This window comes from Bradyrhizobium liaoningense, from assembly GCF_018130955.1.
Taxonomy (GTDB): Bacteria; Pseudomonadota; Alphaproteobacteria; order Rhizobiales; family Xanthobacteraceae; genus Bradyrhizobium; species Bradyrhizobium liaoningense_C.
In genome coordinates, this window is sequence record NZ_JAFCJM010000012.1 from 83,389 (window position 1) to 107,710 (window position 24,322).

Annotated in this window: 17 protein-coding genes; 7 read left to right on the plus strand and 10 right to left on the minus strand. The window is 63.9% G+C overall.

Annotated features, from left to right (window positions below):
* Nucleotides 1-5: 5 nt before the first annotated feature.
* Nucleotides 6-1,970, minus strand: coding sequence for a maltotransferase domain-containing protein (locus JQ632_RS12710; RefSeq protein ID WP_212402667.1), 1,965 nt, complete (start codon nt 1,968-1,970; stop codon nt 6-8).
* Nucleotides 1,971-2,176: 206 nt separating this feature from the next.
* On the opposite strand from JQ632_RS12710, the gene malQ reads away from it, so the two are divergent.
* Nucleotides 2,177-4,132: a 4-alpha-glucanotransferase gene (malQ, locus tag JQ632_RS12715; protein WP_212402668.1), complete on the plus strand. Its 1,956-nt coding sequence runs from the start codon at nt 2,177-2,179 to the stop codon at nt 4,130-4,132.
* A gap of 33 nt (nt 4,133-4,165) precedes the next feature.
* Nucleotides 4,166-5,968: a glycoside hydrolase family 15 protein gene (locus tag JQ632_RS12720; protein ID WP_212402669.1), complete on the plus strand. Its 1,803-nt coding sequence runs from the start codon at nt 4,166-4,168 to the stop codon at nt 5,966-5,968.
* A gap of 3 nt (nt 5,969-5,971) precedes the next feature.
* Here the strand turns inward: JQ632_RS12720 and JQ632_RS12725 are convergent, their stop codons facing one another.
* The 6 genes from JQ632_RS12725 to JQ632_RS12750 all read right to left on the minus strand — a co-directional run bounded on the left by JQ632_RS12725 (nt 5,972) and on the right by JQ632_RS12750 (nt 13,481).
* Nucleotides 5,972-6,784 carry an HAD family hydrolase gene (locus JQ632_RS12725; protein WP_212402670.1) on the minus strand — a complete coding sequence of 271 codons (813 nt, stop codon included), beginning with the start codon at nt 6,782-6,784 and terminating at the stop codon, nt 5,972-5,974.
* Nucleotides 6,781-7,308 (minus strand): gluconokinase, encoded by a 528-nt coding sequence (locus tag JQ632_RS12730; protein WP_212402671.1) that lies wholly within the window; start codon nt 7,306-7,308, stop codon nt 6,781-6,783. The genes JQ632_RS12725 and JQ632_RS12730 overlap by 4 nt, the downstream gene beginning before the upstream one ends.
* Nucleotides 7,295-8,044, minus strand: coding sequence for a 6-phosphogluconolactonase (gene pgl / locus JQ632_RS12735; RefSeq protein ID WP_212402672.1), 750 nt, complete (start codon nt 8,042-8,044; stop codon nt 7,295-7,297). Before pgl ends, JQ632_RS12730 begins: the two co-directional genes overlap by 14 nt.
* Nucleotides 8,044-9,555, minus strand: coding sequence for a glucose-6-phosphate dehydrogenase (gene zwf / locus JQ632_RS12740; protein ID WP_312015602.1), 1,512 nt, complete (start codon nt 9,553-9,555; stop codon nt 8,044-8,046). Before zwf ends, pgl begins: the two co-directional genes overlap by 1 nt.
* Nucleotides 9,556-9,637: 82 nt before the next feature.
* The gene (gene gnd / locus JQ632_RS12745; RefSeq protein ID WP_212402673.1) at nt 9,638-10,618 is read right to left on the minus strand and encodes a phosphogluconate dehydrogenase (NAD(+)-dependent, decarboxylating); all 981 of its coding nucleotides are present in this window, start codon (nt 10,616-10,618) and stop codon (nt 9,638-9,640) included.
* Between the two features lie 13 nt (nt 10,619-10,631).
* Nucleotides 10,632-13,481 (minus strand): bifunctional transaldolase/phosoglucose isomerase, encoded by a 2,850-nt coding sequence (locus tag JQ632_RS12750; protein ID WP_212402674.1) that lies wholly within the window; start codon nt 13,479-13,481, stop codon nt 10,632-10,634.
* A 1,038-nt stretch (nt 13,482-14,519) separates the two neighbouring features.
* Between JQ632_RS12750 and JQ632_RS12755 the strand changes: the two genes are divergently transcribed.
* The 3 genes from JQ632_RS12755 to JQ632_RS12765 are packed head-to-tail and all read left to right on the plus strand — an operon-like array spanning nt 14,520 to nt 19,298.
* Nucleotides 14,520-16,463: a PrkA family serine protein kinase gene (locus tag JQ632_RS12755; protein WP_212402675.1), complete on the plus strand. Its 1,944-nt coding sequence runs from the start codon at nt 14,520-14,522 to the stop codon at nt 16,461-16,463.
* Nucleotides 16,464-16,482: 19 nt separating this feature from the next.
* Nucleotides 16,483-17,757, plus strand: coding sequence for a YeaH/YhbH family protein (locus JQ632_RS12760; protein WP_212402756.1), 1,275 nt, complete (start codon nt 16,483-16,485; stop codon nt 17,755-17,757).
* On the plus strand, nt 17,754-19,298 hold the full coding sequence (locus tag JQ632_RS12765; protein ID WP_212402676.1) for a SpoVR family protein: 1,545 nt from the start codon (nt 17,754-17,756) through the stop codon (nt 19,296-19,298). Before JQ632_RS12760 ends, JQ632_RS12765 begins: the two co-directional genes overlap by 4 nt.
* A 204-nt stretch (nt 19,299-19,502) precedes the next feature.
* On the opposite strand, the gene JQ632_RS12770 is transcribed toward JQ632_RS12765, so the two are convergent.
* A complete protein-coding gene (locus tag JQ632_RS12770) occupies nt 19,503-19,952 on the minus strand; it encodes a DsrE family protein (protein ID WP_212402677.1) in 450 nt (149 codons plus the stop codon).
* 287 nt (nt 19,953-20,239) lie between these two features.
* Here JQ632_RS12770 and JQ632_RS12775 point away from each other — a divergent pair, with 287 nt between their 5' ends.
* Together JQ632_RS12775 and JQ632_RS12780 are read left to right on the plus strand one after the other, a co-directional pair.
* Nucleotides 20,240-21,889, plus strand: coding sequence for an SUMF1/EgtB/PvdO family nonheme iron enzyme (locus JQ632_RS12775; protein WP_212402678.1), 1,650 nt, complete (start codon nt 20,240-20,242; stop codon nt 21,887-21,889).
* Between the two features lie 20 nt (nt 21,890-21,909).
* Nucleotides 21,910-22,335: a DUF4399 domain-containing protein gene (locus JQ632_RS12780; protein ID WP_212402679.1), complete on the plus strand. Its 426-nt coding sequence runs from the start codon at nt 21,910-21,912 to the stop codon at nt 22,333-22,335.
* Nucleotides 22,336-22,390: 55 nt separating this feature from the next.
* Here the strand turns inward: JQ632_RS12780 and JQ632_RS12785 are convergent, their stop codons facing one another.
* Both JQ632_RS12785 and JQ632_RS12790 read right to left on the minus strand, forming a co-directional pair.
* Nucleotides 22,391-23,011, minus strand: coding sequence for a hypothetical protein (locus JQ632_RS12785; protein WP_212402680.1), 621 nt, complete (start codon nt 23,009-23,011; stop codon nt 22,391-22,393).
* A gap of 106 nt (nt 23,012-23,117) precedes the next feature.
* Nucleotides 23,118-24,173, minus strand: coding sequence for a 2-oxoacid:ferredoxin oxidoreductase subunit beta (locus JQ632_RS12790; RefSeq protein WP_212402681.1), 1,056 nt, complete (start codon nt 24,171-24,173; stop codon nt 23,118-23,120).
* Between the last annotated feature and the right edge of the window lie 149 nt (nt 24,174-24,322).

Consider the following 24,322-nt stretch of genomic DNA (forward strand, 5'->3'; position numbering starts at 1 on the left):
GCTCCTCAAGCCAGGCAGCGGAAGATCAGGGCGGGATCGTGATACGGGTCGATCCGCAGGCGGATGCCGCCCCATTCGATTGAAGTTTGCTCGCCGGTCACGAGGTTTTCCACCGCCGAGACATGGCGGCGATCGCCATCGACATCGCGTGTGATATCGCCGAGCGGTAACCAGAATTCATGCACGTTACGTGACAGCGCAATTGCAATCAGTACCATGTTGCCCCGATCGGGAGCCTCCTTCACAAAGGCGATCACTCCGCCGTCTTCGACACCGACGAAGCGCAGGTTCGCCGTTTGTTGAAGCGCGCCGTTCTCGCTACGGATACGATTGAGCGCGCTGATATACGACTTGATGTTTCCGGCGTGGTCCCAGTCGCGAACCCTGATCTCGTATTTCTCCGAGTTGAGGTACTCTTCGCGGCCGGGCACGGCCTCGTGCTCGAGCAGCTCGAATCCGCTGTAGATGCCGTAATTGCCGGACAGCGTTGCCGCCAGCGCCACGCGCGATTTGAACATCCAGGGCTCGCCGCCCTGCAAATGATAGGGCAGGACGTCAGGCGTGTTGACGAACAGGTTCGGCCGATAGAACTCGCGCTCGGGATGGCGCGTCAGCTCGCGCAGATGCTGCTCCAGCTCCCATGCCTGGGTGCACCAGGGGAAATAACTGAAGGACTGCGCGAAGCCGAGCTTGGCGAGGGCCTTCATCAACTTCGGCCGGGCAAAGGTCTTCGAGAACAGGATCACGTCGGGATGCCGGCGGCGGATGTCAGCGATCAGCCATTCCCAGAAGGCGAGCGGCGCGGTGTCGTGGTTGTCGAGCGCAAAAATCGTCACGCCGTGATCGATCCAGAACAGCATGACGTCGCGCAACGCGTTCCACAGCGCGGCGCGGTCGACGCAGTCGAAGTCCGGCGTGACGATGTCCCGATACTTCCCCGACGGGCCTTCCGCGCGCATCGAGCCGTCCGGCCGCCATTTGAACCATTCGGGATGCTCGCGCAGCCAGGGATGGTCGGGCGAGCAGTGCACCGCAAAGTCGAGCGCGAGCTCGAGGCCATATTCCATGCAGGTCGCGACCAGCGCGCGAAAATCCTCGATGGTGCCGAGCTCGGGATGCAGCGCGTCGTGTCCGCCCTCGGCGGAGCCGATGGCATAGGGGCTGCCGGGGTCGCTAGCTGCCGCGGCCGGTGAATTGTTGCGGCCCTTGCGGTAGGTGCGGCCGATGGGGTGGATCGGCGTGAAACAGAGCACGTCAAATCCCATTGCGGCGATGTCGGGCACCCGCGCGATACAATCGCGCAACGTGCCGTGCTGTCTCACCACCTCGCCTACGAACTTTCCCTGGCTGCGCGGCATCATCTGGTACCAGGCGCCAAAACCCGCCTTGTCGCGGTCGGCAACGAGCGGGAACAGGGGCGAGCGGGTCAGGTCCGGCCGCAACTGGCTCTCGGCCATGGCGTCCCTGAGCTCATGCGCAAGCAGCGGGGCGACGTCGCCCGATTCGAGATAGTCCTCGCACTGCCTGGCGATGACGGCCGCTGCCTCCTGCCGTGCGCCATAGGCCTTGGTCAAAAGGCCGGCTCCCTCGATCGCATCGAGCGTCACGTCGGCGCCGGCTTGCCGCCGCAGTTCCAGCTCGTGGCGCCAGGTCGCGAATTCGTCGGTCCAGGCTTCGATGGCATAGGTGTACTGGCCCGGCTCTGATGGCACGAACGACGCAAACCAGCGGTCATTGCCGTGGTGGGTCATAGGCGCGCGCTGCCAGTCCCGGTCCGGCTCGTGACGCCAGAGCAGATTGGCGCCGATCACGTCATCGCCACCGCGAAAGATGTCGGCCCAGACGTCCACGCGCTCGCCCGCGATCCGCTTGACCGGGAAGCGGCCGCCGTCGACCAGCGGATAGACGTCTTCAATAATCAAAGCGCCGCCGGTTGCGGCACTCTCGACAGTTTGAATTGTCTTGTTCACGGTGATGCCATTGACAAGAAAGCAGCGTCTCGTGTCCCCTGAAGGGGAACCGACCCTTGGTACCTATATAGAAAGCCGCTTGTGTGTCATTAGTTCCGCTCTGGAACGACGGCGGCGGTCAGTGAGTTAGAGCCGACTATCTTATTCCTCCGCCTCATGAAAACCGATGCCGCCCGATTGAAGGTGGCGTGCAAGCTGCGTGCCGAATGGAACTTCTAGCCCAAGCCAAAACTAAGGGAATCCAGGCCGAATTCATCGACGCCCTGGGAAAGCTCCGGGTCACCGCACCTGACGCGCTCCAATCGATCCTGGCCGCGCTGCCGGACAAGCATGCCTATCGCTTTGTCAGTGGCGCTGTCGTGGTTCGATCAGGCGTGGATGCCCTCACCGGGCTGACCGGGGCCGCGGCGCTTCCGCTGCGCTGGCGGATTCTCGATGGCGCCAAAATAGTCAGTGAGGGCGAGACACACGCGCGATCCATCGCCTGGCCCGCGGGCCTGCCGACCGGTTATTTTCGGCTGAGCTTGACCGATGCCAAAGGCGTGAAGGAAGAGGCGCCGCTGATCGTCGCGCCCGAGCGCGCCTTCACCGGCGATTTCGACCGAGGCTGGCTGCTCGCCGTGCAGCTCTACAGTATCAGCTCCGCGCGCAATTGGGGCATCGGCGATTTCACCGATCTCGCCGATCTCGTCCGGCTCGCAAACGAGCTCGGCGCCGACGGTGTCGGGCTCAACCCCCTGCACGTGCTGTTCGACGACCGTCCCTCGGATTGCAGCCCCTATTCGCCGAACAGCCGCCTGTTCCTCAACCCGCTCTATGTCGACATCGAGGCGATTCCGGATTTCTCTGCCGATCTGCTGCCCGATGCGCGCGCGGCCGCGAAGGCCTTGCGCGAAGGCGATCGCGTCAGATATCGCGACGTGGCGCCGCTGAAATGGCGCGGCTTGCGTGCCGCCTTCGATGCGTTCATGGCCAAGGCCAGCGCGGCGCGCCGGAAGGAGTTCGACGCCTTCCGCGCTGAACGCACGCCGCTGTTGCAGCGTTTTGCCTGTTTCGAGGTGCTGCGCCATCGCTTCACCGGACGTCCCTGGTGGGAATGGCCCGCGGAATGGCGACAGCCTGACGAGGCGAGATGTGCGGAGCTGCGCGCCGGTCCCGACAAGCGCGAGATCGAGTTCGTCGAATTCGTGCAATGGACTGCAGAGGCGCAGCTGCACGCGGCGAAAGACCTTGCCGGCCAGCTCGGCATGAAGGTCGGGCTCTATCTCGACGTCGCGGTCGGCGTGCAGTCCGACGGGTTCGATGCCTGGAACGAGCAGGGTGCGATCTCCCGCCACCTCGCGGTCGGCGCGCCGCCCGATGTGCTCAACACCGTTGGCCAGGACTGGGGCCTCGCCGGCTTCAACGCCGGCGGCCTGGAGGCGCAGTCCTTTGTGCCGTTTGCGGAGATGCTGAGCGCGTCGATGCGCCACTCCGGCGCCATCAGGCTCGACCATGTGCTTGGCCTGAAGCGGCTCTATCTCGTGCCCCGCGGCTTCAAGCCCGATAACGGCGCCTATGTGCACATGCCGTTCGATGCGCTGCTCGCCACCGTCGCGCGCGAGAGCGCCAGGCATCGCTGCATCGTCATCGGCGAGGACCTCGGCACCGTGCCGGAAGGTTTTCGCGAGACCATGCAGGACTGGGGAATCTGGTCGTACCTCGTGATGATGTTCGAGCGCGACGATGCCGGCCGCTTCCGCAATGTCGACCACTACCGGTCCAATGCGCTGGTCACGCTGAACACGCACGACCTCTCGACCTATGCCGGCTGGCGGACCTTCAGCGATCTCAAGATGAAGGTTTCGCTCGGGCTCGATCCCGGCGAGAATGACGAGGCGCGCTGGCACGCGCTCGGTATGCTCGACGAGATTTTGCGGCACAACGCCATCCACGCCAACGATCTCTATTCGGTGCTGCGCTTCCTGTCGCGCACGCCCTCGCGGTTGCTCGCCGTGTCGCTCGAGGATCTGCTCGGCGTGGTCGATCAGCCCAACATCCCCGGCACGATCGACGAGCATCCGAACTGGCGCCAGCGGTTGCCCGTGGCGCTGGAGAAGATTGCCGCGACGATCGATCTCGCAGCTTTGAAGGCGGCGACGCGGGAACGCTCGCGCGGTTAACGCTTTAAAGTCGACAATTTTGGTCACACGGAATTGTCACAGAAGATCGAAGATTATGCGCTGATCGGCGATTGCGAGACCGCGGCCCTTGTCGGCCGCGACGGCTCGATCGACTGGCTGTGCTGGCCGGCCTTCGATTCCGACGCCTGCTTTTCCGCCATTCTCGGCACCAACCGGAATGGCCGCTGGTTGATCGCGCCGAGCGGCGATGTCACCCGCATCTCGCGGCGCTATGTCGGCAACACGCTGATCCTCGAGACGCGCTTCGAGACGGCTGAGGGCAGCGTGGCGCTGATCGACTTCATGCCGCCGCGCGGCAAGGCCTCCGACATCGTGCGTCTCGTTCGCGGCCTCACGGGCCACGTGAAGCTCGAAATGGAGCTCGTGATCCGCTTCGGTTTTGGCGTCGACATTCCCTGGGTGCGCCGGACGGAAGACAATGCGCTGCTCGCGATCTGCGGGCAGGACATGACCGTGCTGCGGTCGCCGGTGGAGACCCGCGGCAAGGATCTGACCACGGTTGCCGCGTTTGAGGTGACGGCCGGCGAGACCGTGCCGTTCGTGCTGACCTACGGCCCCTCGCATATCGATCCGCCGGGGCCGATCGATCCGGACGCCGCCTTGCAGGAGACGGAGGCGTATTGGAAGGACTGGTGCAGTCGCTCCACGCGCGACGGACCGTATCGCGATCTCGTCATGCGCTCGCTGATCACGCTGAAGGCGCTGACCTTCGCACCGACCGGCGGCATCGTGGCCGCGCCGACCACGTCGCTGCCCGAAAAGCTCGGCGGCACCAGGAACTGGGATTATCGCTTCTGCTGGCTGCGCGATGCCACCTTCACGCTGCTGGCGCTGATGAACTCCGGCTATACCGAGGAGGCCTCGGCCTGGCACAGTTGGCTGCTGCGCGCTGCGGCCGGCGCGCCGTCCCGGATGCAGATCATGTACGGCATCTGGGGCCAGCGGCGGCTGCTCGAATGGGAGGCCGGCTGGCTCGACGGCTACGAGGGCGCGCAGCCGGTGCGCGTCGGCAATGCCGCGCATGCGCAATTGCAGCTCGACGTCTATGGCGAGCTGATCGATGCCTTCCACCAGTCGCGCATGGCAAAGCTGAAGCTCGACGACGAGAGTTGGGCGTTGGAATGCGCCGTACTCCAGCACCTGGCCGAGGTCTGGGATCACCCCGACCACGGCATCTGGGAGCGCCGAGGCGAGGCGAAGCATTACGTCTTCTCCAAGGTGATGACCTGGGTCGCCTTCGACCGCGGCATCAAGAGCGCCGAAACCTTCGGCTTCAAGGCGCCGCTGCTGCACTGGCGAACCCTGCGCGATGCGATTTGCCGCGACGTCTGCGAGAAGGGTTTTGATCCGGAGACGAACAGCTTCGTCGAGTCCTATGGCTCAAAACTGCTCGATGCCAGCGTGCTGCTGCTGCCTTCGGTCGGCTTCCTGCCGCCATCCGATCCGCGCGTGCGCGGAACGATCGCGGCGGTCGAGAGGGAGATGATGCGCGGCGGTTTTGTGCTGCGACACGATCCGCGCGAGGTCTCCGAGGAGAAACAGCCGGCTGAAGGCGCGTTCCTGGCCTGCAGCCTGTGGCTTGCGGATGCCCATGTGCTCGCCGGCGATCTCGACAAGGCGCAGGTGCTGTTCGACCGCGTCTGCGGTATCGCCAACGACGTCGGGTTGTTGGCCGAGGAGTACGATCCGGTTGCGCAGCGTCAGACCGGAAATTTTCCGCAGGCGCTGACCCACATCGCGCTGATCAACACCGCGCACAATCTCTCCACCGCGCGGAAGCGCAGCGAGAAGCCGGCCGTGCAGCGGTCGAAATAGCTGTCAGGAAATCCCGTTCCGCTTCAGGATCATGTCGACCGCATTGGCAAAGCCTTCCTGCTCGTTGGTCGAGGTCACGTAGCTCGCCTCTCGCTTGACGTTGTCGGCTGCGTTGCCCATCGCGATCGACAATCCGCTCGTGCGGAACATCGCGAGGTCATTCTGCATATCGCCGATGGTCGCGACCGCATCGGTGGAAAGGCCGAGCCGCCGTGCGATGGCCTGCACGAAGGTGCCCTTGTCGTGGCCGGGCGGGGTGATGTCGAGATAGTAGGTTTGCGAGCGGATCGCGGTCGCCTCGCGGCCGAGCGCTTGCTGCATCACCTTTTCGCAGGCCTCCAGATGCGGCGCGTCCGCGCTCGCGCCGACGATCTTGCAGGCGCTCGCCAGATAAGGCGCAAAGTCCGTCACGATGGTCGGATCGGCGCGGATCGCGCGCTTCTCATGCGGGACATAGTCGCCGTCGGGATTGCGCGTCAGCCATTTGTCGTTGGTGAAGAGCCAGATGTCTACGCCGAACTCGTTCAGGATTTGCAGGGACCGTTCGGCGGCCGCCGGCGGGATCAGGTGCTGCTCGATCGGATTGAGCCGGGGATCGACGATCGAGGAGCCGTTGAAGGCGCCGACCGGCAGCGTGATCGCAAGAGGTTCGATCAAGAACGTCATGCCGATCGTCGGGCGGCTCGAAGTGATGGTGAAGCCGATGCCGGCCTCGTGCAGCCGCCGCACCGACGCCTTGGCGCGGTCGGTCAGGGTCTTGTCCTTGGTGAGCAGGGTGCCGTCGACGTCGGATACGAGGAGCGAGATGGGAGTCATGAAGAGGTCCTGAGGTTCAGCTGCCGCAAGGCATCGTTCACGATAGCCTCGACCGGGGCATCGATAGAGACCGTGACGACGTGCTCGGCACTATCCGGCGGCTCCAGCGTCTTGAATTGGCTGGTCAGCAGGCCGGGCGGCATGAAATGTCCCTTGCGCCGGGCCAACCGTTCGGCGATCAGCTCCTGCGTACCCCTGAGGAAGACGAAGCGGACGTCGTCGCGGCCGCGCAAGAGCACGTCGCGATAGCTGTGCTTGAGCGCGGAGCAGGCGATGATGATGTGCGCGCCCGCCTTGCAGGTCCGCTCGATCTCATCGGCGATGGCGTTGAGCCAGGGCCAGCGGTCCTCGTCGGTGAGCGGATGGCCGGCGCTCATCTTCGCGACATTGGCGGCGGGATGAAACCTGTCGCCGTCCTCGAAGCGCCAGCCGAGACGTCGCGCCAGCGCGTCGGCGACCGTGCTCTTGCCTGAGCCCGATACGCCCATCACGATCAGCGCGCATGGTGCCTTAGCGCCCGCCACCAAAACCCTCCGGAAGCGCCGCTTCATCGACCAGCCAGACCGTCTCGCCGGTCGAACGCGCGCGCACCGCCGGCAGGTTCTCGCCATTGAGAAGGCGCGTCAAGATCGCGCGCTTTTCCGGCCCCGCCATCTCGAACAGCATTTCGCGGCAGGAGGCAAGCACGGGCAGGGTGAGCGTGACCCGCGGCACAAAGGGCGCGACATTGGCCTTTGGCACGCCGACGACCCAGCGTTCGGTTTCCTCAAGCGCGGGATAGTCAGGGAAGAGCGAGGCCGTATGACCGTCGGGTCCCGCGCCCATCAGCACGAGGTCGAACAGCGGCCGCGCCGGATCGAGATCCGCGCCGCCGTAGAAGGACTGCAGCTCGCGCGCATATGCTTCCGCGCTCGCGTCGGGACCTTCGGTCGTGGTCGGGATCGGATGGACGTTGGCCGGCGGAGCGTTGCGGTTCAGCAAGACCTCGCGCGCAACCGTCATGTTGTTGAGGGGATCGCTCTCGGCCACGAAGCGCTCGTCGCCGATGAACCAGTGTACCCGCTCCCACGGAATCTTGCCGCGATAGGCCTCGGAGCCGAGCAGCCGATACAGGAGCCTTGGGCTCGATCCGCCGGTGAGACAGATCGCAATACGGCCGGGGTTGGCGGCGATCTGCGCCATCACGCGCTCCGCCGCCATGCGTGCAAGCGTGTCGGCATCGGGCGCGACGATGAGCTGTGGCTTGTCCGTCGGCGCCATCAGGTGAACTTCCGCCAGCTTCGTCCGTCGCGACGCAAAAGTTCGTCGGCGCAGGCCGGACCGTCGCTGCCGGCCGGGTAGGTCTCGATGCCGTTGGGGCCGGCTTTCTTCCAGGCATCGAGGAACGGCTGAACCGCCTGCCAGCCCGCTTCCACGCCGTCGGCACGCTGAAACAGGATGTTGTCCCCGATCATGCAGTCGTAGATCAGCGTCTCATAGCCGGTGCTCGGGTCGGCTCTGAAATAGTCGCCGTAACGGAACTTCATCTCGACGCCGTCGATGGTGACGCTCGGTCCCGGAATTTTTGCGTTGAACTGGAGCTCGATGGTCTCGGTCGGCGCGATGCCGATGGTGAGAAAGTTTTGCGAGAGGCGTTCGATCGTGGTGCCGCTGAACATGGCGAGCGGCGCCTGCTTGAACTTGATCGCGACCTCGGTGCGCTTGTGCGCCAGCGCCTTGCCGGTGCGCAAGTAGAAGGGGACGCCGGCCCAGCGCCAATTGTCGATCATCAGCTTGAGCGCGACATAGGTCTCGGTGGTGCTGCCGGGCTTGACGTCCGCGGTCTTGCGATAGTCCTGAATCTCGTCGTCGCCGATGCGGCCGGCGAGATATTGCGCGCGAACCGAACTGTGCAGCGCTTCCGCTTCGCTCGGCTGCTGGATCGCGGAGAGCACATCGGCCTTTTCGGAGCGCACGGAATGGGCGTCGAAACGGGTCGGCGGCTCCATCGCAACCAGCGACATCAACTGGAACAGATGGTTCGGCACCATGTCGCGCAGCGCACCGGTCGCATCGTAGAAGCCGCCGCGATGGCCGACGCCGAGCCGCTCCTCCACGGTGATCTGGATGTGGTCGATGTGGTTGCGATTCCAGATCGGTTCGAACATGCCGTTGGCAAAGCGCAGCACCAAAATGTTCTGCACCGTCTCTTTTCCGAGATAGTGATCGATCCGGTAGATCTGGTGCTCCTCCATGATCTTCAAGAGCTCGGCATTCAGTGCCTTCGCCGAAGCCAGATCGGTGCCAAAAGGCTTTTCGACTACGAGCCGGCGCCAGGCGCCGTTGTCCTCCTTCAACAAGCCGGTGCGGCCGAGCTCGCGGGCGGTCGGCGCGAAGGCGGCCGGCGGCGTCGCCAGATAGAACAGGCGGTTGCCGCCGGTGCCGCGCGAGCATTCGAGCGCGTCGAGATGTTTTCGCAATTCGTCGAAGGAGGGAGGGTCCTTCGGGTCGGCCTCGACGAAGGTCACGCATTGCAGGAGCTGCTGGGCCACATCGTCGTCGACCGGACGGGTGGCGAACTGGCGCAGCCCCTTCATCAGGCTGTCCCGCAGCCCCTCGTTCGACATCGACTTGCGGGCGGCGCCGACGACGCAGAACTTTTCCGGCAGCAGTTTTTCCGCCGCGAGATTGTAGAGCGAGGGAATCACGAGCCGATGGGTAAGGTCGCCGCTGGCGCCGAAGATGACGAAGGCGCAGTTTTCAGGTCTTCGTTGCGGTTGCGGGTCTTTCACGAATTGCAGGCCTTCCGTTTCAAAGCGTTTTCGAGCGAAGTGGATGCCGGTTCGCGTCGGGAAAACGCGTCAAATTAAGAATCTAGGGCTTCTTCGGCTCCTTGTGGCCGCCAAAGCCTGCGCGCATCGCCGAGAGAATCTTTTCGGCAAAGGTGTGTACCTTGCGCGAGCGGAAGCGGGCGAACAGCGCCGCGGTCAGCACCTCCGCCGGCACCGCTTCGTCGATCGCAGCATTCACGGTCCACCGGCCTTCGCCGGAATCCTCGACGAAACCGGAATATTCCGACAGCGCCGGACTGTCGGCGAACGCGGTAGAGGTGAGGTCGAGCAGCCAGGACGGAATCACGCTGCCGCGACGCCAGACCTCGGCGATGTCGGCGAGATCGAAATCGAAACGGTGATCCGGCGGCAGCGCCTCGAGATTGGCATTCTTCAGGATGTCAAAGCCCTCGGCATAGGCCTGCATCAGGCCATATTCGATGCCGTTATGGATCATCTTGACGAAATGCCCGGCACCGACCGGGCCGGCATGGATGTAGCCCTGCTCGATGCGGGGATCGCGGCCCTCGCGGCCCGGCGTGCGCGGAATGTCGCCAATGCCGGGCGCGAGCGTCTTGAAAATCGGGTCGAGCCGATCGACGACGGCCTTGTCGCCGCCGATCATCATGCAATAGCCGCGCTCCAGCCCCCAGACGCCGCCTGATGTGCCGACGTCGACATAGGAAATGCCGCGCTCCTTCAGCGCCTTGCCGCGGCGGACGTCGTCCTGCCAGAACGCGTTGCCGCCATCGATGATGACGTCGCCGGCCTCCATCAGCTTCGCAAGCGTGTCGATCGTCGTCTCGGTGATGTGGCCCGCGGGCAGCATCACCCAGGCCGTGCGCGGCTTTTCCAGTTTGGCGACGAATTCTTCGAGCGTGGTCGCGCCGGCCGCACCATCGGCCGCAAGGCCGGCGATGGCCTTGGCGTCCTTGTCATAGACCACGGCCGAATGGCCGTGGCGCATCAGCCGGCGGACGATGTTGCCGCCCATCCGGCCGAGGCCGATCATCCCGAGTTGCATGCCGGCGTTCCCTTCAGTTCAGCGCGTCGGAGATCGCCGCGTTCAGGGCCGCGAGGCCCTTCTTCAGCCCGCCCTTCAGGTGCACGCGGAGCGCACGGCGCCCGCGCTCAGTGAGCACGTCAAAATCGCCGCGCGCCTGCGCTGCCTTGATGACGCCGAAGCTCGCCTTCTGGCCCGGCACCGGCAGATCCTTGGCGTCGTCGGCGGTAATCTGGAGGAACACGCCGCTGTCGGGCCCGCCCTTGTAGGCCTGGCCGGTCGAATGCAGGAAGCGCGGCCCGAATTCGGCGGCGGTCGCCACATGGCGCTTTTCGAGCACCGCGATCCTCATCTTCCGAAGCGCGCCGATGGTGGCGTTGTCGCGCTCGAAGTAGCCGAGCAGGGCGACATAGTCGCCGGCCTGCGAGCGCGACAGATGCGCCTTGATCCAGGAGCCGAGATCGCCGTTCGCACCGGCGGCGCGCAACGCGGCAGCGTTGGCCTCGTCGGTGTAGAGATCGGCGTCGGCCGTGCTGACGACGGGCCGTTCGGCCGGCAGCGCGCCGGTCTTCTCGAAGGCGGAGGTGAGCTCGCGCGTCTTGATCTTGGCAGCCTCCACGTCCGGCTGGTCGAACGGATTAATGCCGAGGACCGCGCCCGCAACCGCGGTGGCCATCTCGAAGCGGAAGAATTCCTGGCCGAGATGCTCGACCGACTTCATGAGGATGCGCACCACGGGATGGCCGGCCTTCTCGAGCGCGGAAAGCATCCCGTCATGGACGGTATCAGCTTCACCCTCAGTACGGATGTCGATGAAGAAACGGTCGTTGCCATAAACGCTGTAGTCGTTGAGCGGCTCGCCCTCGATCGGGATCAGGCCCTTGCCTTCCTTGCCGGTCGATTCGGCAATGAGCTGCTCGGCCCAGGCGCCGAAATCGGCAATCTTCTTCGATGAGAAGATCGTCACCTTGTCGCGGCCTTCGAGGCCTGCGAGGCCCATCGCGAGGCCGAACTGCACGCCCGGATTTTCATGCGGCGGCACGTCAGGCCCGCAGGAGCGGATCATCGTGAGCGCATGGCCGATGAAGCTGGAGACGTCGATGCCGGCGGTCGCGGCCGGCACGAGGCCGAAGGGCGACAGCACCGAATAGCGCCCGCCGATCGAGGGATCGCCGTGGAAGATACGCGCATAGTTGAGCTTCTTGGCGTCCTTCTCCAGCGAGGAGCCCGGATCGGTGACCGCAATGAAACGGTGGCCGGTCCGCACGGACGGGCCAACCGCCTTGGCGACGCGGTCGTAGAAATAGTCCTTCATCGCGTTCGGCTCGGTCGTGCCGCCGGACTTGCTGGAGACGATGAACACGGTGTTGGCGATGTCGATCTGCTGCTCCATCGCCCGCACCTGCGCGGGGTCGGTGGAGTCAAGGACGTGCAGTTTGGGGAAGCCCGGCTTCCTAGCAAAGGTCTCGCTAAGCACCTCCGGCCCGAGGCTCGAGCCGCCCATGCCGAGCACGACGGCATCGGAGAAATTCTGGCCCTTCACCCGGTTGGCATAGTCGGCGTAATCGGCGACGTCGGCCTTGGCCGCGCTGTCGAGCCAGCCGAGCCACTTGTCCTCGTCAGCGCCGGTCCAGACCGATTTGTCGCGCTGCCACAGCCGGCGGATCTTGGCGGATGCGCGCCACTCCTCGGTCGCTTTGGTCACGGCCTTGCCGAGCCCGTCACCGAGCCCGAGCTGCTGGCGATTGACGCCATTCCCAAGCACGGTCGCGCGCTTGGAGGCGACCGCGCCGTAGAGCTTGTCGGCGGCATCCGCAAACTGCTTCACGCCGTCCCTGACGAGATCCTCGGTGATCGCGTCGAGTGATATGCCGGATCGCGCCAGCTCGTCGAGAACGGTCCGGGCCTGGTCGACATTCTCTTCCAGACTGTCGCGCAACTTGCCATGGTCGCGGAACGCATCCAGCGTCGCCGGCGGCACGGTGTTGATGGTATTGGGGCCGATCAATTCCTCGACATAGAGGACGTCGCTGTAGTCCTTGTTCTTGGTGCCGGTTGACGCCCACAGCAGCCGCTGCGGCTTGGCGCCCTTTGCGGCGAGTTTTTCCCAGCGGGGACCCGCGTACAGGCGCTTGTAGTCCTGATAGGCGAGTTTTGCATTGGCGATCGCGACCTTGCCCTTGAGCGCGGCCAGCCGCTCCTTTTCGCTCGGGTCGTTGGCGCGGGCGATCTTCTCGTCGAGCTGCTTGTCGACCATGGTGTCGATCCGGCTGACGAAGAAGCTCGCAACGCTCGCCACATGCGACGGGTCGCCGCCGTCTGCGACGTATTTTTCGAGTCCCGCCAGATACGCCTCGGCCACCTCTCGATAGACCTGCTGCGCGAACAGCAGCGTGATATTGACGCTGATGCCTTCGCCGATCAGTTGCTCGATCGCCGGCAGGCCTTCCGGTGTGGCCGGGACCTTGATCATCAGGTTCTTGCGGTCGACGTCCTTCCAGAGGTGCCGGGCCTCGGCGACCGTGCCCTCGGTGTCGTTGGCGAGATAGGGCGATACCTCCAGGCTGACGAAGCCGTCCCGGCCCTTGAGGCGGTTGTAGACCGGGCGCAGCACATCGGCGGCGTTCCGGATGTCCTCGACGGCGAGTTTTTCGAACAGTTCGGCCACCGTCCGGTCGCCGCGCTTCAGCGCCTTGCCGACCGGTGCGTCATACTCGTCGGAGCTGCCGATCGCCTTTTCGAAGATCGCCGGATTGGAGGTGACGCCCTTGACGCCGTCGGTCTCGATCAACTGCTTCAGGTCGCCCTTGGCGATGAAGCCGCGGGCCAAAAAGTCCAGCCAGACCGCCTGTCCGTGCTTTTCCAGTTCTTTGACGGGATTCATGATCTCTGTTTCTCTCCAAGCCGGTACGCGAAGGGTTCCAGCGCCGGTCCTGACGCGTTATGCTCTGTTAACATGACCAGGGAAGGGAACCAATCAAGGGCACGTGGGTCATACTCTCGGCATAACTCCGGGGTGATCATAGCGATCCGGCTTGCCGGCCGTATTGTTGCGTGAAGGTTGTTTGGCCGGACAAATTTGGCCGGAGCTTGTTGCGTAACGTCGGCGGGCTGCTCAACGGAGTTGGGCTCGGCGGGCTCAAACCGGGTCCGCAGGGAATGTCGCGGTTCGTCGAACCGCGGCGCGGGGGACCGGGGGACTTGGCCGCACGTTCGGATGGCGTTGCCGATGGATTGGTCTTCGGGGTGTCGGCGGGTGTTCGCGAGCGGACACAAGGGTTGCCGAACCGGATGCATCTCAGGATCTCGAAATCGGCTATGCGACGTCCCGCCTCGGGGCGCTGATCGCCGTCGGCTTCGTCCCCTGCTCAGCGCAAGCCTTGCCTTCGGGTGGTGGACCGGGATCGGCGAACATCAGGCGACCGCGGGCATCGCCGGCGTCGTGCTGACGCTCACTCCGGCGCTCCAGCGACGGCGGTCTTGCATCAAGGCAGGTGCGCAGCGACTTCGCGACCCTGTCGCAAGCCTGCCGGACTTTGTCACGCGGCGAGCGATGCGCACGCCGCATTGCAGCAGAGGCACGATTGTGAGCACACAACGGCCTCACAAACGTCATAGGCGCGCTGTCGCCTGTCCGCTTTGCTGCAGTGCCGGAAAGCGAAAATCCCCGGTATCGCCCGGATGTTGCGTTAAGGATACATTAACTAAAAACTCGCCACCTTAAAAAGCGGATTCGTCGACATAGCTAAGAAAAGAGGCAGGTGCCTGTTTGTAATTCAATAAGTGCCTGCGTTGTGCGTTGCGCAGGCTGCCTCGCCCGGTGTCCAATGTCGCGTATGTGCTCACGCTGATTCGCGAAACATCCGAGGAACACTCCCGTAAGACGGATCGTTGCCTCGGCGGAGATAAGTGGAGAGGGATCATGTACAACGATTCTTTGTTCAACGCTTTCGCTCGGTCGTTCGAGGCCAGAAGCCAGAGCGACATGTCGATGGCGGAATATCTGGAATCGTGTCGAAGCGATCCGATGAAATACGCTAACGCAGCCGAACGACTACTAGCGGCGATCGGCGAGCCACAGACGATTGACACGGCCAAGGACCCACGCCTTGGCCGTATTTTTTTGAACCGCACCATCCGTACCTATCCTGCCTTCGCAGGCTTCTACGGCATGGAGGAAACGATCGAGCGCATCGTTGGTTTCTTCCGCCACGCAGCCCAGGGTCTCGAAGAACGCAAGCAGATCCTCTATCTCCTCGGCCCGGTCGGTGGCGGCAAATCATCGCTCGCCGAGCGGCTGAAGTCGCTGATGGAAGTGCAGCCGATCTACGTGCTCAAGGCCGGCGACGAGCTGAGCCCCGTGTTCGAAAGCCCGCTCAGCCTGTTCGACCCCGACCAGCTCGGGCCGATGCTGGAAGAGAAGTACGGCATTCCGCGCCGACGTCTCACCGGCCTGATGAGCCCGTGGTGCTTCAAGCGACTCGAGGCTTTCGGCGGCGATATCTCGCAATTCCGCGTCGCCAAGATCCAGCCGTCGCGGCTGCGCCAGATCGCGATCTCCAAGACCGAGCCGGGTGACGAGAACAACCAGGACATCTCCTCGCTGGTCGGCAAGGTCGACATCCGCAAGCTCGAGACCTACGCGCAGAACGACCCCGACGCCTACAGCTATTCGGGCGGCCTCAACCGCTCCAACCAGGGCATTCTCGAATTCGTCGAGATGTTCAAGGCGCCGATCAAGATGCTGCATCCGCTGCTCACGGCGACGCAGGAAGGCAATTACATCGGGACCGAGAATATCGGCGCGATTCCCTTCAGCGGCATCATCCTCGCGCACTCCAACGAGGCCGAGTGGGCGAGCTTCAAGGCCAACAAGAACAACGAGGCCTTCATCGACCGCATCTGCGTGATCAAGGTGCCTTACTGCCTGCGATACACCGAGGAGCAGAAGATCTACGAGAAACTGATCCAGGGCTCCGAGCTCGCCGCCGCGCCCTGTGCGCCGTCGACGCTGGAGACGCTGGCGCGCTTCTCGGTGATGTCGCGTCTGCGCAAGCACGAGAACTCGACGCTGTTTGCCAAGATGCGGGTCTATGACGGCGAGAGTCTGAAGGAATCCGATCCTAAGGCGCGCAGCGTCCAGGAGTACCGCGACGCTGCCGGCGTCGACGAGGGCATGGACGGCGTGTCCACGCGCTTTGCCTTCAAGATCCTGGCCGCGACCTTCAACCACGATCCGCAGGAGGTCGCCGCCGACGCGGTGCACCTGATGTACGCGCTGGAACAGTCGATCCGCCGCGAGCAGCTTCCTGAGGAGGTCGAGAAGCGCTACCTCGAATTCATCAAGGCGGAGCTCGCGCCGCGCTACGCCGAGTTCATCGGCAACGAGATCCAGAAGGCCTATCTGGAGTCCTATACCGATTACGGCCAGAACCTGTTCGATCGCTACGTCGACTATGCCGACGCCTGGATCGAGGACCAGGACTTCAAGGATCCCGACACCGGACAGCTGCTGGATCGCGAGCTCCTGAACCAGGAGCTCACCAAGATCGAGAAGCCGGCCGGCATCGCCAACCCGAAGGACTTCCGCAACGAGGTGGTCAAATTCTCGTTACGCGCCAGGGCACAGCATGGTGGCAAGAATCCGACCTGGACCTCCTACGAGAAGATTCGCGATGTGATCGAAAAGCGGATATTCTCTCAGGTCGAGGACCTGCTTCCGGTGATCTCCTTCGGGTCGAAGAAGGACGGCGAGACCGAAAAGAAGCATGGCGAATTCGTCGCACGCATGGTGGAGCGCGGCTACACCGAGCGTCAGGTTCGCCGGCTCGTCGAGTGGTACATGCGCGTGAAGCAGGCCGGTTGAGGCGGATGCGAAAGTGGCCATTCATATTATTGACAGGCGCCTGAATCCAGGCGGCAAGAGTCTTGAGAACCGGCAGCGGTTCTTGCGTCGGGCCAAGTCCCTGGTGCAGGGCGCCGTCAAGAAGACCTCGCAGGAACGCGACATCAAGGACGTCCTGGAGGGTGGAGAGGTCACTATCCCGCTGGACGGCATGCACGAGCCGCGCTTCCGCAGGGAAGGCGGCACGCGCGACATGGTGCTGCCCGGCAACAAGAAGTTCATCGAGGGCGATTATCTTCAGCGCCAGGGCCAGGGCAGCGCCAAGGACTCCGGTCCCGGCGAGGGCGACAGCGAAGACGCCTTCCGCTTCGTGCTGAGCCGCGACGAGTTTGTCGATCTCTTCCTCGACGACCTCGAGCTGCCCGATCTGGCCAAGCGCAAGATCGCGCAGACCGAAAGCGAAGGCGTCCAGCGCGCCGGCTATACCACGTCCGGCTCGCCCGCCAACATCTCCGTCAGCCGCACCGTGCAGCTCGCGCTGGCGCGGCGCATCGCGCTGCGACGTCCGCGCAAAGGCGAGATGGAGGAGCTGGAAGCCGAGATCGCCGAATGCACCGATGAGGAGACGCGCGCCGGACTGGTGGCCAAGCTCGAGAAGCTCAAGGCAAAGTCCAAACGCATTCCGTTCATCGATCCGATCGACATCCGCTACCGCCGCTTCGAGACAGTGCCGAAGCCGGTCGCGCAAGCCGTGATGTTCTGCCTGATGGACGTCTCCGGCTCGATGTCCGAGCACATGAAGGATCTCGCCAAGCGCTTCTACATGCTGCTCTATGTGTTCCTGAAGCGCCGCTACAAGCATGTCGAGATCGTCTTCATCCGCCACACCGACCGCGCCGAGGAGGTCGACGAGCAGACTTTCTTCTACGGCCCGGCCTCCGGCGGCACGCTGGTCTCGAGCGCGCTGCAGGCGATGAGCGACATCGTGCGCGAGCGCTTCAATCCCGCGGACTGGAACATCTATGCCGCCCAGGCCTCGGACGGCGACAATTCCTATTCCGACGGCGAACTCGCCGGCATGCTTCTGACCGATAAGATCCTGCCGGTCTGCCAGTTCTTCGCCTATCTCGAGGTCGGCGAATCCGGCGGCAGCGCCTTCGATCTTTCCGACTCCTCGCTCTGGACGCTCTATGAGCGTCTGCGCAATGGCGGCGCACCGCTCTCGATGCGCAAGGTCAGCGAGCGCAGCGAGATTTTCCCCGTATTCCACGATCTGTTCCAGCGCCGCGAAACTCAGGAGAAGGCCGCTCCATGACGGAAACGACCCGACGACTGTTCGAGGGCGCCGACTGGGACTTCCATACATTGCAGCGCATCCATGATGCCTGCGAGGCCGTCGCGACCAAACAGCTCGGGCTCGACGTCTATCCGAACCAGATCGAGGTCATCACCGCCGAGCAGATGCTGGATGCCTACTCATCGGTCGGCATGCCCTTGTTCTACAAGCACTGGTCGTTCGGCAAGCACTTTGCCTTTCACGAGGCGTCCTACCGCAAGGGCCTGATGGGCCTCGCCTATGAGATCGTGATCAACTCGTCGCCCTGCATCTCCTATTTGATGGAGGAGAACACCGCGACCATGCAGACGCTGGTGATCGCGCACGCCGCCTTCGGTCACAACCACTTCTTCAAGAACAACTATCTGTTCAAGCAGTGGACCGATGCCGACGGCATCCTCGACTATCTGGATTTTGCCAAGAATTACGTCGCACAGTGCGAGGAGCGCTACGGCCGTGCCGAGGTCGAGCGCACGCTGGACGCCGCGCACGCGCTGATGTCGCACGGCATCGATCGCTACCCCGGCAAGAAGAAGCTCGATCTGCGCGCCGAGGAAAAGCGGGCAGGGCGCCGCCGCCAGCATGAGGAAGAGGTCTTCAACGATCTCTGGCGTACCGTTCCGACCGGACCTCGCAAGAGCCGGACCGTGCTGAGCATCGAGCGCCGTCGCAAGCTGCTCGGCCTGCCGCAGGAGAACCTGCTCTACTTCCTCGAGAAGAGCGCGCCGCGGCTGGCGCCGTGGCAGCGCGAGCTTCTGCGCGTCGTCCGCCACATCGCGCAGTATTTCTATCCGCAGAGCCAGACCAAGGTGATGAACGAGGGGACGGCAACCTACGTCCACTATCGCATCATGAACGCGCTGCATCAGCAGGGTCGGATCTCGGACGGCAACTTCCTCGAATTCCTGCACTCGCACACCAGTGTGGTGTTCCAGCCCGAATTCGACGATCCGCGCTTCTCGGGCTTCAATCCCTATGCGCTCGGCTTTGCGATGATGCAGGACATCGAGCGCATCGTCACCAACCCAGAAGCCGAGGACCGCGAGTGGTTCCCGGATATCGCCGGCAAGGGCGACGTGATGGGCGTGCTGCGCGACGTCTGGGCGAACTATCGCGATGAGAGCTTCATCGGCCAGTTCCTGAGCCCGAAGCTGATGCGGCACTTGCGCATGTTCCATCTGCACGACGATCCTGAGGAGCGCGCCGGTATCCGGGTCGACGCCATCCACGACGAGCGCGGCTTCCGCCGCGTGCGCCGCGAGCTGGCGCGCCAGCACGATGTCGGCTTCATCGACGCCAATATCGAGGTAGTCGACGTCGATCTCTCCGGTGACCGCCGCCTGATCCTGCATCATCACGTGATCAAGGGCGCGCAGCTCAACGAGACCGACGCCAAGCGCGTGCTGCAACACCTCGCCGACCTCTGGACCTATGACGTGTCACTGATCGAGGTCGATGCCAACGACAAGGTCTTGCGGGAATACGTCGTGAGCCCGCGACCGATCCCGGCGGCGGCGTAACTATTCAAAGAGCGGTGCGTGTCCCCTCTCCCCTTGTGGGAGAGGGTGGCTCGCCGCGTAGCGGCGAGACGGGTGAGGGGTCTCTCTCCGAAGAGCGAGCCTCTCACGGCTTATTCGCGGCGAGAGACCCCTCATCCGGCGCTTCGCGCCACCTTCTCCCACAAGGGGAGAAGGGAAGAGAGTGCGGCGCTTGCCTCGATCTCCTCACGGCCGCAAATACAAATATCCCCGCGATTGCAGCTCCGCGAGGCGCACCACGCCGCCTTTTTCCGCGCTGACGAAGCCGGGCAAGAGATCCGTCAGCGTAACGTTCTGCGCCTTCATGGTGTTGCCGCAGGCGGCCAGCTCGACGCCGTCCTTGGCAAACTCGCCGACACGCTTGCTGATGTCGGGGTTGGCCTTCTCCGCGTGAAACGGCTTCAGCGCCGGGCCGTGGATCACCAGCGCGATCGTCACGTGCTCGGGGCCGCCGACGCCGTCGATGTGGTTCTGGATGTTGCCGAGCACGAAGTTGACCTTCTCGGCGTCGCTGAGGTGATAAACCACCTTCAGCCTGCCGGCCGGCGGGGATTCGGTTGCGGCGCTGGCGCGCGAGGCAGCGAAGGCGCCTCCCAAAGCGGAGAGTGCACTCCACAAGATGCTGCGTCGATTCATGCAGGGCTCCTTTTCAGCCCGAACCTATCATCTGCGGCGAAGCGCTGCGAGTTCCCCCTCGGGCGCTCACCGGCGACGCAGTCGAACGGTTGAGTTCCATGCCGGGCATTAGTCGCTCGCAGCATCGCGAAAGTTCAATAGAGTCGCCCCCTTTTGTCGATGAATCCGGATCGGGCCTCGGTCGCGCTTCACTTGTCCTGCCTCGTCGATGTGGTAGCCTTCACGACGCACGAGAGCATTTGAGGTCGAACGCGCACGCTGCCGATTGCAGTCCGTGGAGCCCAGCAATGGGTGAAATTCGCAACTTCAAATCCGGGAATCAGGGTGAGCCGCCGCAGGGCAATGCGATGCCGCGCCGTCTCGCTGCGATCATCGTTGGCGATATCGCATCCTACAGCCGGTTGATGCAGCATGACGAGGAAGGCACGCACAGCCGCGTCAAGCGGATCGAGCGCGATCTGATCGAGCCAAGCATAGCCGAACATCATGGAAGGCTGGTCAAGACGACCGGTGACGGCTTCATCGCCATCTTCGACAGTCCTGTCGAGGCCGTCCGGTGCAGCATCGTCATTCAGCAGAATATGGTCGGTCGCAACGCGTCGGTCTCGAAGGACTCACGCATCGCGTACCGTATCGGCGTTAATCTCGGCGACGTCATCGTGGAGCCGGACGACATCTACGGCGATGGTGTCAACATTGCCACGCGCATTGAGGGTATAGCCGAACCCGGCCAGGTCTACATTTCCGGTGCGATCTACGAGCAGATCAAGCACAAGCTGGTATGTGGCTACGAGTCGCTCGGCGATCGCAAGGTCAAGAACATCACCGATCCCGTGCGGATCTACCGTGTGCTGCCGGACGCCAGTGCGGTTGGCAGGACCCGCGGGCGGCGCGAAAGTATTCTGATCTTTCTCCTGAGCCTCGCGCTTCTCGTGATCGCGGCCGGTGTGCTCTGGTATCTGCTCTCGCAGACACGCGGGCCCGGTCAACTGGCCAAGGCACCAACCGCTGCACCAACCGCTGCTCCGACCGCTGCTCCATCCGCTTCGCCGCAGCCCGCGCCCGCTCCGAAGGAGCGGGCGACGCAGGCCGTGCCGCCGCAGCCTTTGCCTTCGGCGGCTCCATCGCCGGCAACAGCCCCGTCGCCCACACCCGCGCCGGCTCCATCGCCGGCAATGGCTCCGTCACCCACGCCCGCGCCGGCTCCGTCACCGGCAATGGCCCCGCCGCCGGCGCCCGCGCCAACCCCATCGACGGCATCGGTCCGGGAGCCCGAGATGGTGCCCATTCGCGGCGGTAGCTTTGCGATGGGAAGCAATGATGATCCGACCGAAAGGCCGCCCCACCAGGTGACGATCAAGCCGTTCGCCATCGGCAAATTTCCCGTCACCGTTCAGGAGTGGAATGAATGCGCGGCCGCAAAGGCATGCGGGTTCACGGCCATCGGACCGGATGATGCGCCCGTCACCAATGTGAGCTGGACGGACGCAAAGCAATATGTTGCCTGGCTCGCGCAGGCGACCAGGAAACCGTACAGGCTTCCGAGCGAGTCCGAATGGGAGTATGCGGCCCGCGGCGGAGCGCAGACGAAATATTGGTGGGGCGACAGGCTTCAGCCCGGCATGGCCGCCTGCAAGGATTGCGGCGACATCCGGACCGAGCAGCCGGTCAAGGTCGGAAGTTACAAGCCAAATCCATACGGGCTCTACGATATGGGCGGCAGTGTCGATCAGTGGGTCGAGGACTGCTGGCACAAGAATTATCAGGGCGCGCCTGCCGATGGTTCGGCGTGGATGAGCGGAGACTGCACTTCGCATGTGCTGCGCTCGGGGTCGTGGAAGAACGACGCCAGGTATGTGCGATCCGCCAACCGCGACAGTTACGATACGAATGTTCGCTATCCGACGCATGGACTCCGCGTGGCGCTCAGCCCTTAAGCAATGCTGGAGTAGCTTAGATGAAGATCGCTCGCTGGGTTGCGCTCTCGGTGGTGCTCGCACTGGTTCCGGGTTCGGCTTGCGCGCAAGGCAAGGCCGCGCCGAAGGACGCAAAGCTCTATTTCATCACGCCGCGCGACGGGCAGAAAATCAGAGGCGGGTTCTGGTGCCGGTTCGGGTTGCGCAACATGGGTGTGACCCATGCCGGCGACGATTATCAGAACGCCGGTCATCATCATTTGCTGGTCGACGTCGACGCCCCGATTGATCCGAAGGAGCCGATTCCGCAGGACAAGTCGCACCTGCATTTCGGAGCCGGGCAGACCGAGACCTATCTCGAGCTTCCGCCGGGGACCCACACGCTCCAACTCGTGTTGGGCGATGCGAAGCACTATCCGTTTGATCCCCTCGTGGTCTCCAGCAAGATCACGGTACGGGTGAGGTAGGGCCGTCCGCAACAAATGTTGCGACGGTCCCTGATGGGCTCCTTGCCCGAATCCATCATTTGTGGCGAAGCGCGGCGAGTTCCTTGCGGTCGGTCACGAGCGAGGCGCAATCGCTGTTGGGCGCGCGGTCGAGGCGGAACATCTTGTCGTCGGAGCCGGCGACGAGGGATTCGTCGCCCTCGTCATCCTGCTTGCCGCTCTGCCAGGCCCGCACACGTTCGAGGCGCACGATGGCCGATTTGTCGTCTTGCGACAGCGCCACGCCGATCCCGCCGCCGTCGCACTCGACGCCGCAGCCGAAACGCACCTCGTTGCCAGTGTCCTCGAACACGGCGTGGTGACACGAGCCGGCCGAGTCGAAATTCGCGGAGCGCTGGCGGTACTTGAACCCAAGGCGGAACGAATAGTGCAGCTCCTTGTCCTCCTTGTCGTATTCCGTCGACATCAGGAGCTTCATGGTGGCGACCTTCTGCTTCGGATGCTGCGCCAGGTGATCGGCATCGTAGCGGCGGACGAAGCAGGCAAAGCGCTTCTGCTCGGGCGGGCCGGAAAACACCCGGGCGCTGAAGGTCTCGGCCTCGGCCTTGGTGGCTTGGCGAATGTAGTTGTCATCCTCGGCGCGTGCAGCACCCGTGAGCACCGCTAGGGTGAGGGCAACGAGCAAGGGGAACTTCATGACCGCCTCGAACGCGTGAGCGACGGATGATCCCGTCACCGCTGGCGGGACGGGGCCGATGCTCCTTAGTCGCACCCCCGGCGCGACCCGTTCAAGCGGTGGCGCCTTACCGCAGGCTGGCGTTGATCTTGTCCAGCACGGCCGAGCCCGGACAGAGGGTATCAGCCTCCAGCGCGTTCAGCGGCGTCTCAACCGTGTTGAGGTGCTCGTGCATATCGTCGGCGTCGGGATCGACATAGAGCAGGCCTGTCACGATCTGGCCCTTGGCGGCGTGCTTCTGCAGGAAGGTCATCGCGCCCAGGCGATCATGCGGATCGTAGTCGGCGTCCAGCTTGCGCAGCGCGAGTCGGGTGCCGTCATGCTGCTCGACCACCTGCACCGTGCCGGGCGCGTAGTCGACCGCGATCGGGTCGCGCCCGACCAGCACGTCGAGCCGGTTCACGGCGTCGTTGTGCTCGCGGACATAGTCGAAGCTCTTGGTCGAGCCGGCATGATTGTTGAAGGCGATGCAGGGGCTGACGACGTCGATGAAGGACGCGCCCTTGTGGCGGATCGCGGCCGCGATCAGCGGCACGAGCTGGGTCTTGTCGCCGGAGAAGGAGCGCGCGACGAAGGTCGCCCCCAACTGCAAGGCGATCGCGACGAGGTCGATGGCGTTGTCGGTGTTGGTGACGCCCTTCTTCGACTTCGAGCCGCGGTCGGCGGTCGCCGAGAACTGGCCCTTGGTCAGGCCGTAGACGCCATTGTTCTCGACAATATAGGTCATGTTGACGCCGCGCCGGATCGAATGCGCGAACTGGCCGAAGCCGATCGAGGCGGAATCGCCGTCGCCGGACACGCCGAGATAGATCAGGTCGCGGTTGGCGAGGTTGGCACCAGTCAGTACCGACGGCATGCGCCCATGCACGGAGTTGAAACCGTGCGAATTGCCGAGGAAATAGTCCGGCGTCTTCGACGAGCAGCCGATGCCGGAGATCTTTGCCACCCGGTGCGGCTCGATCGAGAGCTCGTAGCAGGCCTCGATGATCGAGGCCGTGATCGAGTCGTGACCGCAGCCGGCGCACAGCGTCGAGATCTTGCCCTCGTAGTCGCGGTGCGTGTAGCCGAGCTCGTTCTTCTTCAGCCCGGGGTGATGGAATTTCGGCTTTGCAATGTAGGTCATGCGCGCACCTGCGGTCCCAGGCTCGTCATGGCCGGGCTTGTCCCGGCCATCCACGTCTTGGCCGGAGAGAAGGAAGGCGTGGATGCCTGGGCATAGGCGAGCGGAAGCGACGCCGTCCTTTGGACGGCTATGCCCGGGCATGACGGTGG

Coding starts and splice junctions, on each gene's coding strand:
- malQ (WP_212402668.1), top strand. CDS start 2,177: ATGGAACTTCTAGCCCAAGCCAAAACTAAGGGAATCCAGGCCGAATTC.
- JQ632_RS12725 (WP_212402670.1), bottom strand. CDS start 6,784: ATGACTCCCATCTCGCTCCTCGTATCCGACGTCGACGGCACCCTGCTC.
- pgl (WP_212402672.1), bottom strand. CDS start 8,044: ATGGCGCCGACGGACAAGCCACAGCTCATCGTCGCGCCCGATGCCGAC.
- gnd (WP_212402673.1), bottom strand. CDS start 10,618: ATGCAACTCGGGATGATCGGCCTCGGCCGGATGGGCGGCAACATCGTC.
- JQ632_RS12750 (WP_212402674.1), bottom strand. CDS start 13,481: ATGAATCCCGTCAAAGAACTGGAAAAGCACGGACAGGCGGTCTGGCTG.
- JQ632_RS12755 (WP_212402675.1), top strand. CDS start 14,520: ATGTACAACGATTCTTTGTTCAACGCTTTCGCTCGGTCGTTCGAGGCC.
- JQ632_RS12765 (WP_212402676.1), top strand. CDS start 17,754: ATGACGGAAACGACCCGACGACTGTTCGAGGGCGCCGACTGGGACTTC.
- JQ632_RS12770 (WP_212402677.1), bottom strand. CDS start 19,952: ATGAATCGACGCAGCATCTTGTGGAGTGCACTCTCCGCTTTGGGAGGC.
- JQ632_RS12775 (WP_212402678.1), top strand. CDS start 20,240: ATGGGTGAAATTCGCAACTTCAAATCCGGGAATCAGGGTGAGCCGCCG.
- JQ632_RS12780 (WP_212402679.1), top strand. CDS start 21,910: ATGAAGATCGCTCGCTGGGTTGCGCTCTCGGTGGTGCTCGCACTGGTT.
- JQ632_RS12785 (WP_212402680.1), bottom strand. CDS start 23,011: ATGAAGTTCCCCTTGCTCGTTGCCCTCACCCTAGCGGTGCTCACGGGT.
- JQ632_RS12790 (WP_212402681.1), bottom strand. CDS start 24,173: ATGACCTACATTGCAAAGCCGAAATTCCATCACCCCGGGCTGAAGAAG.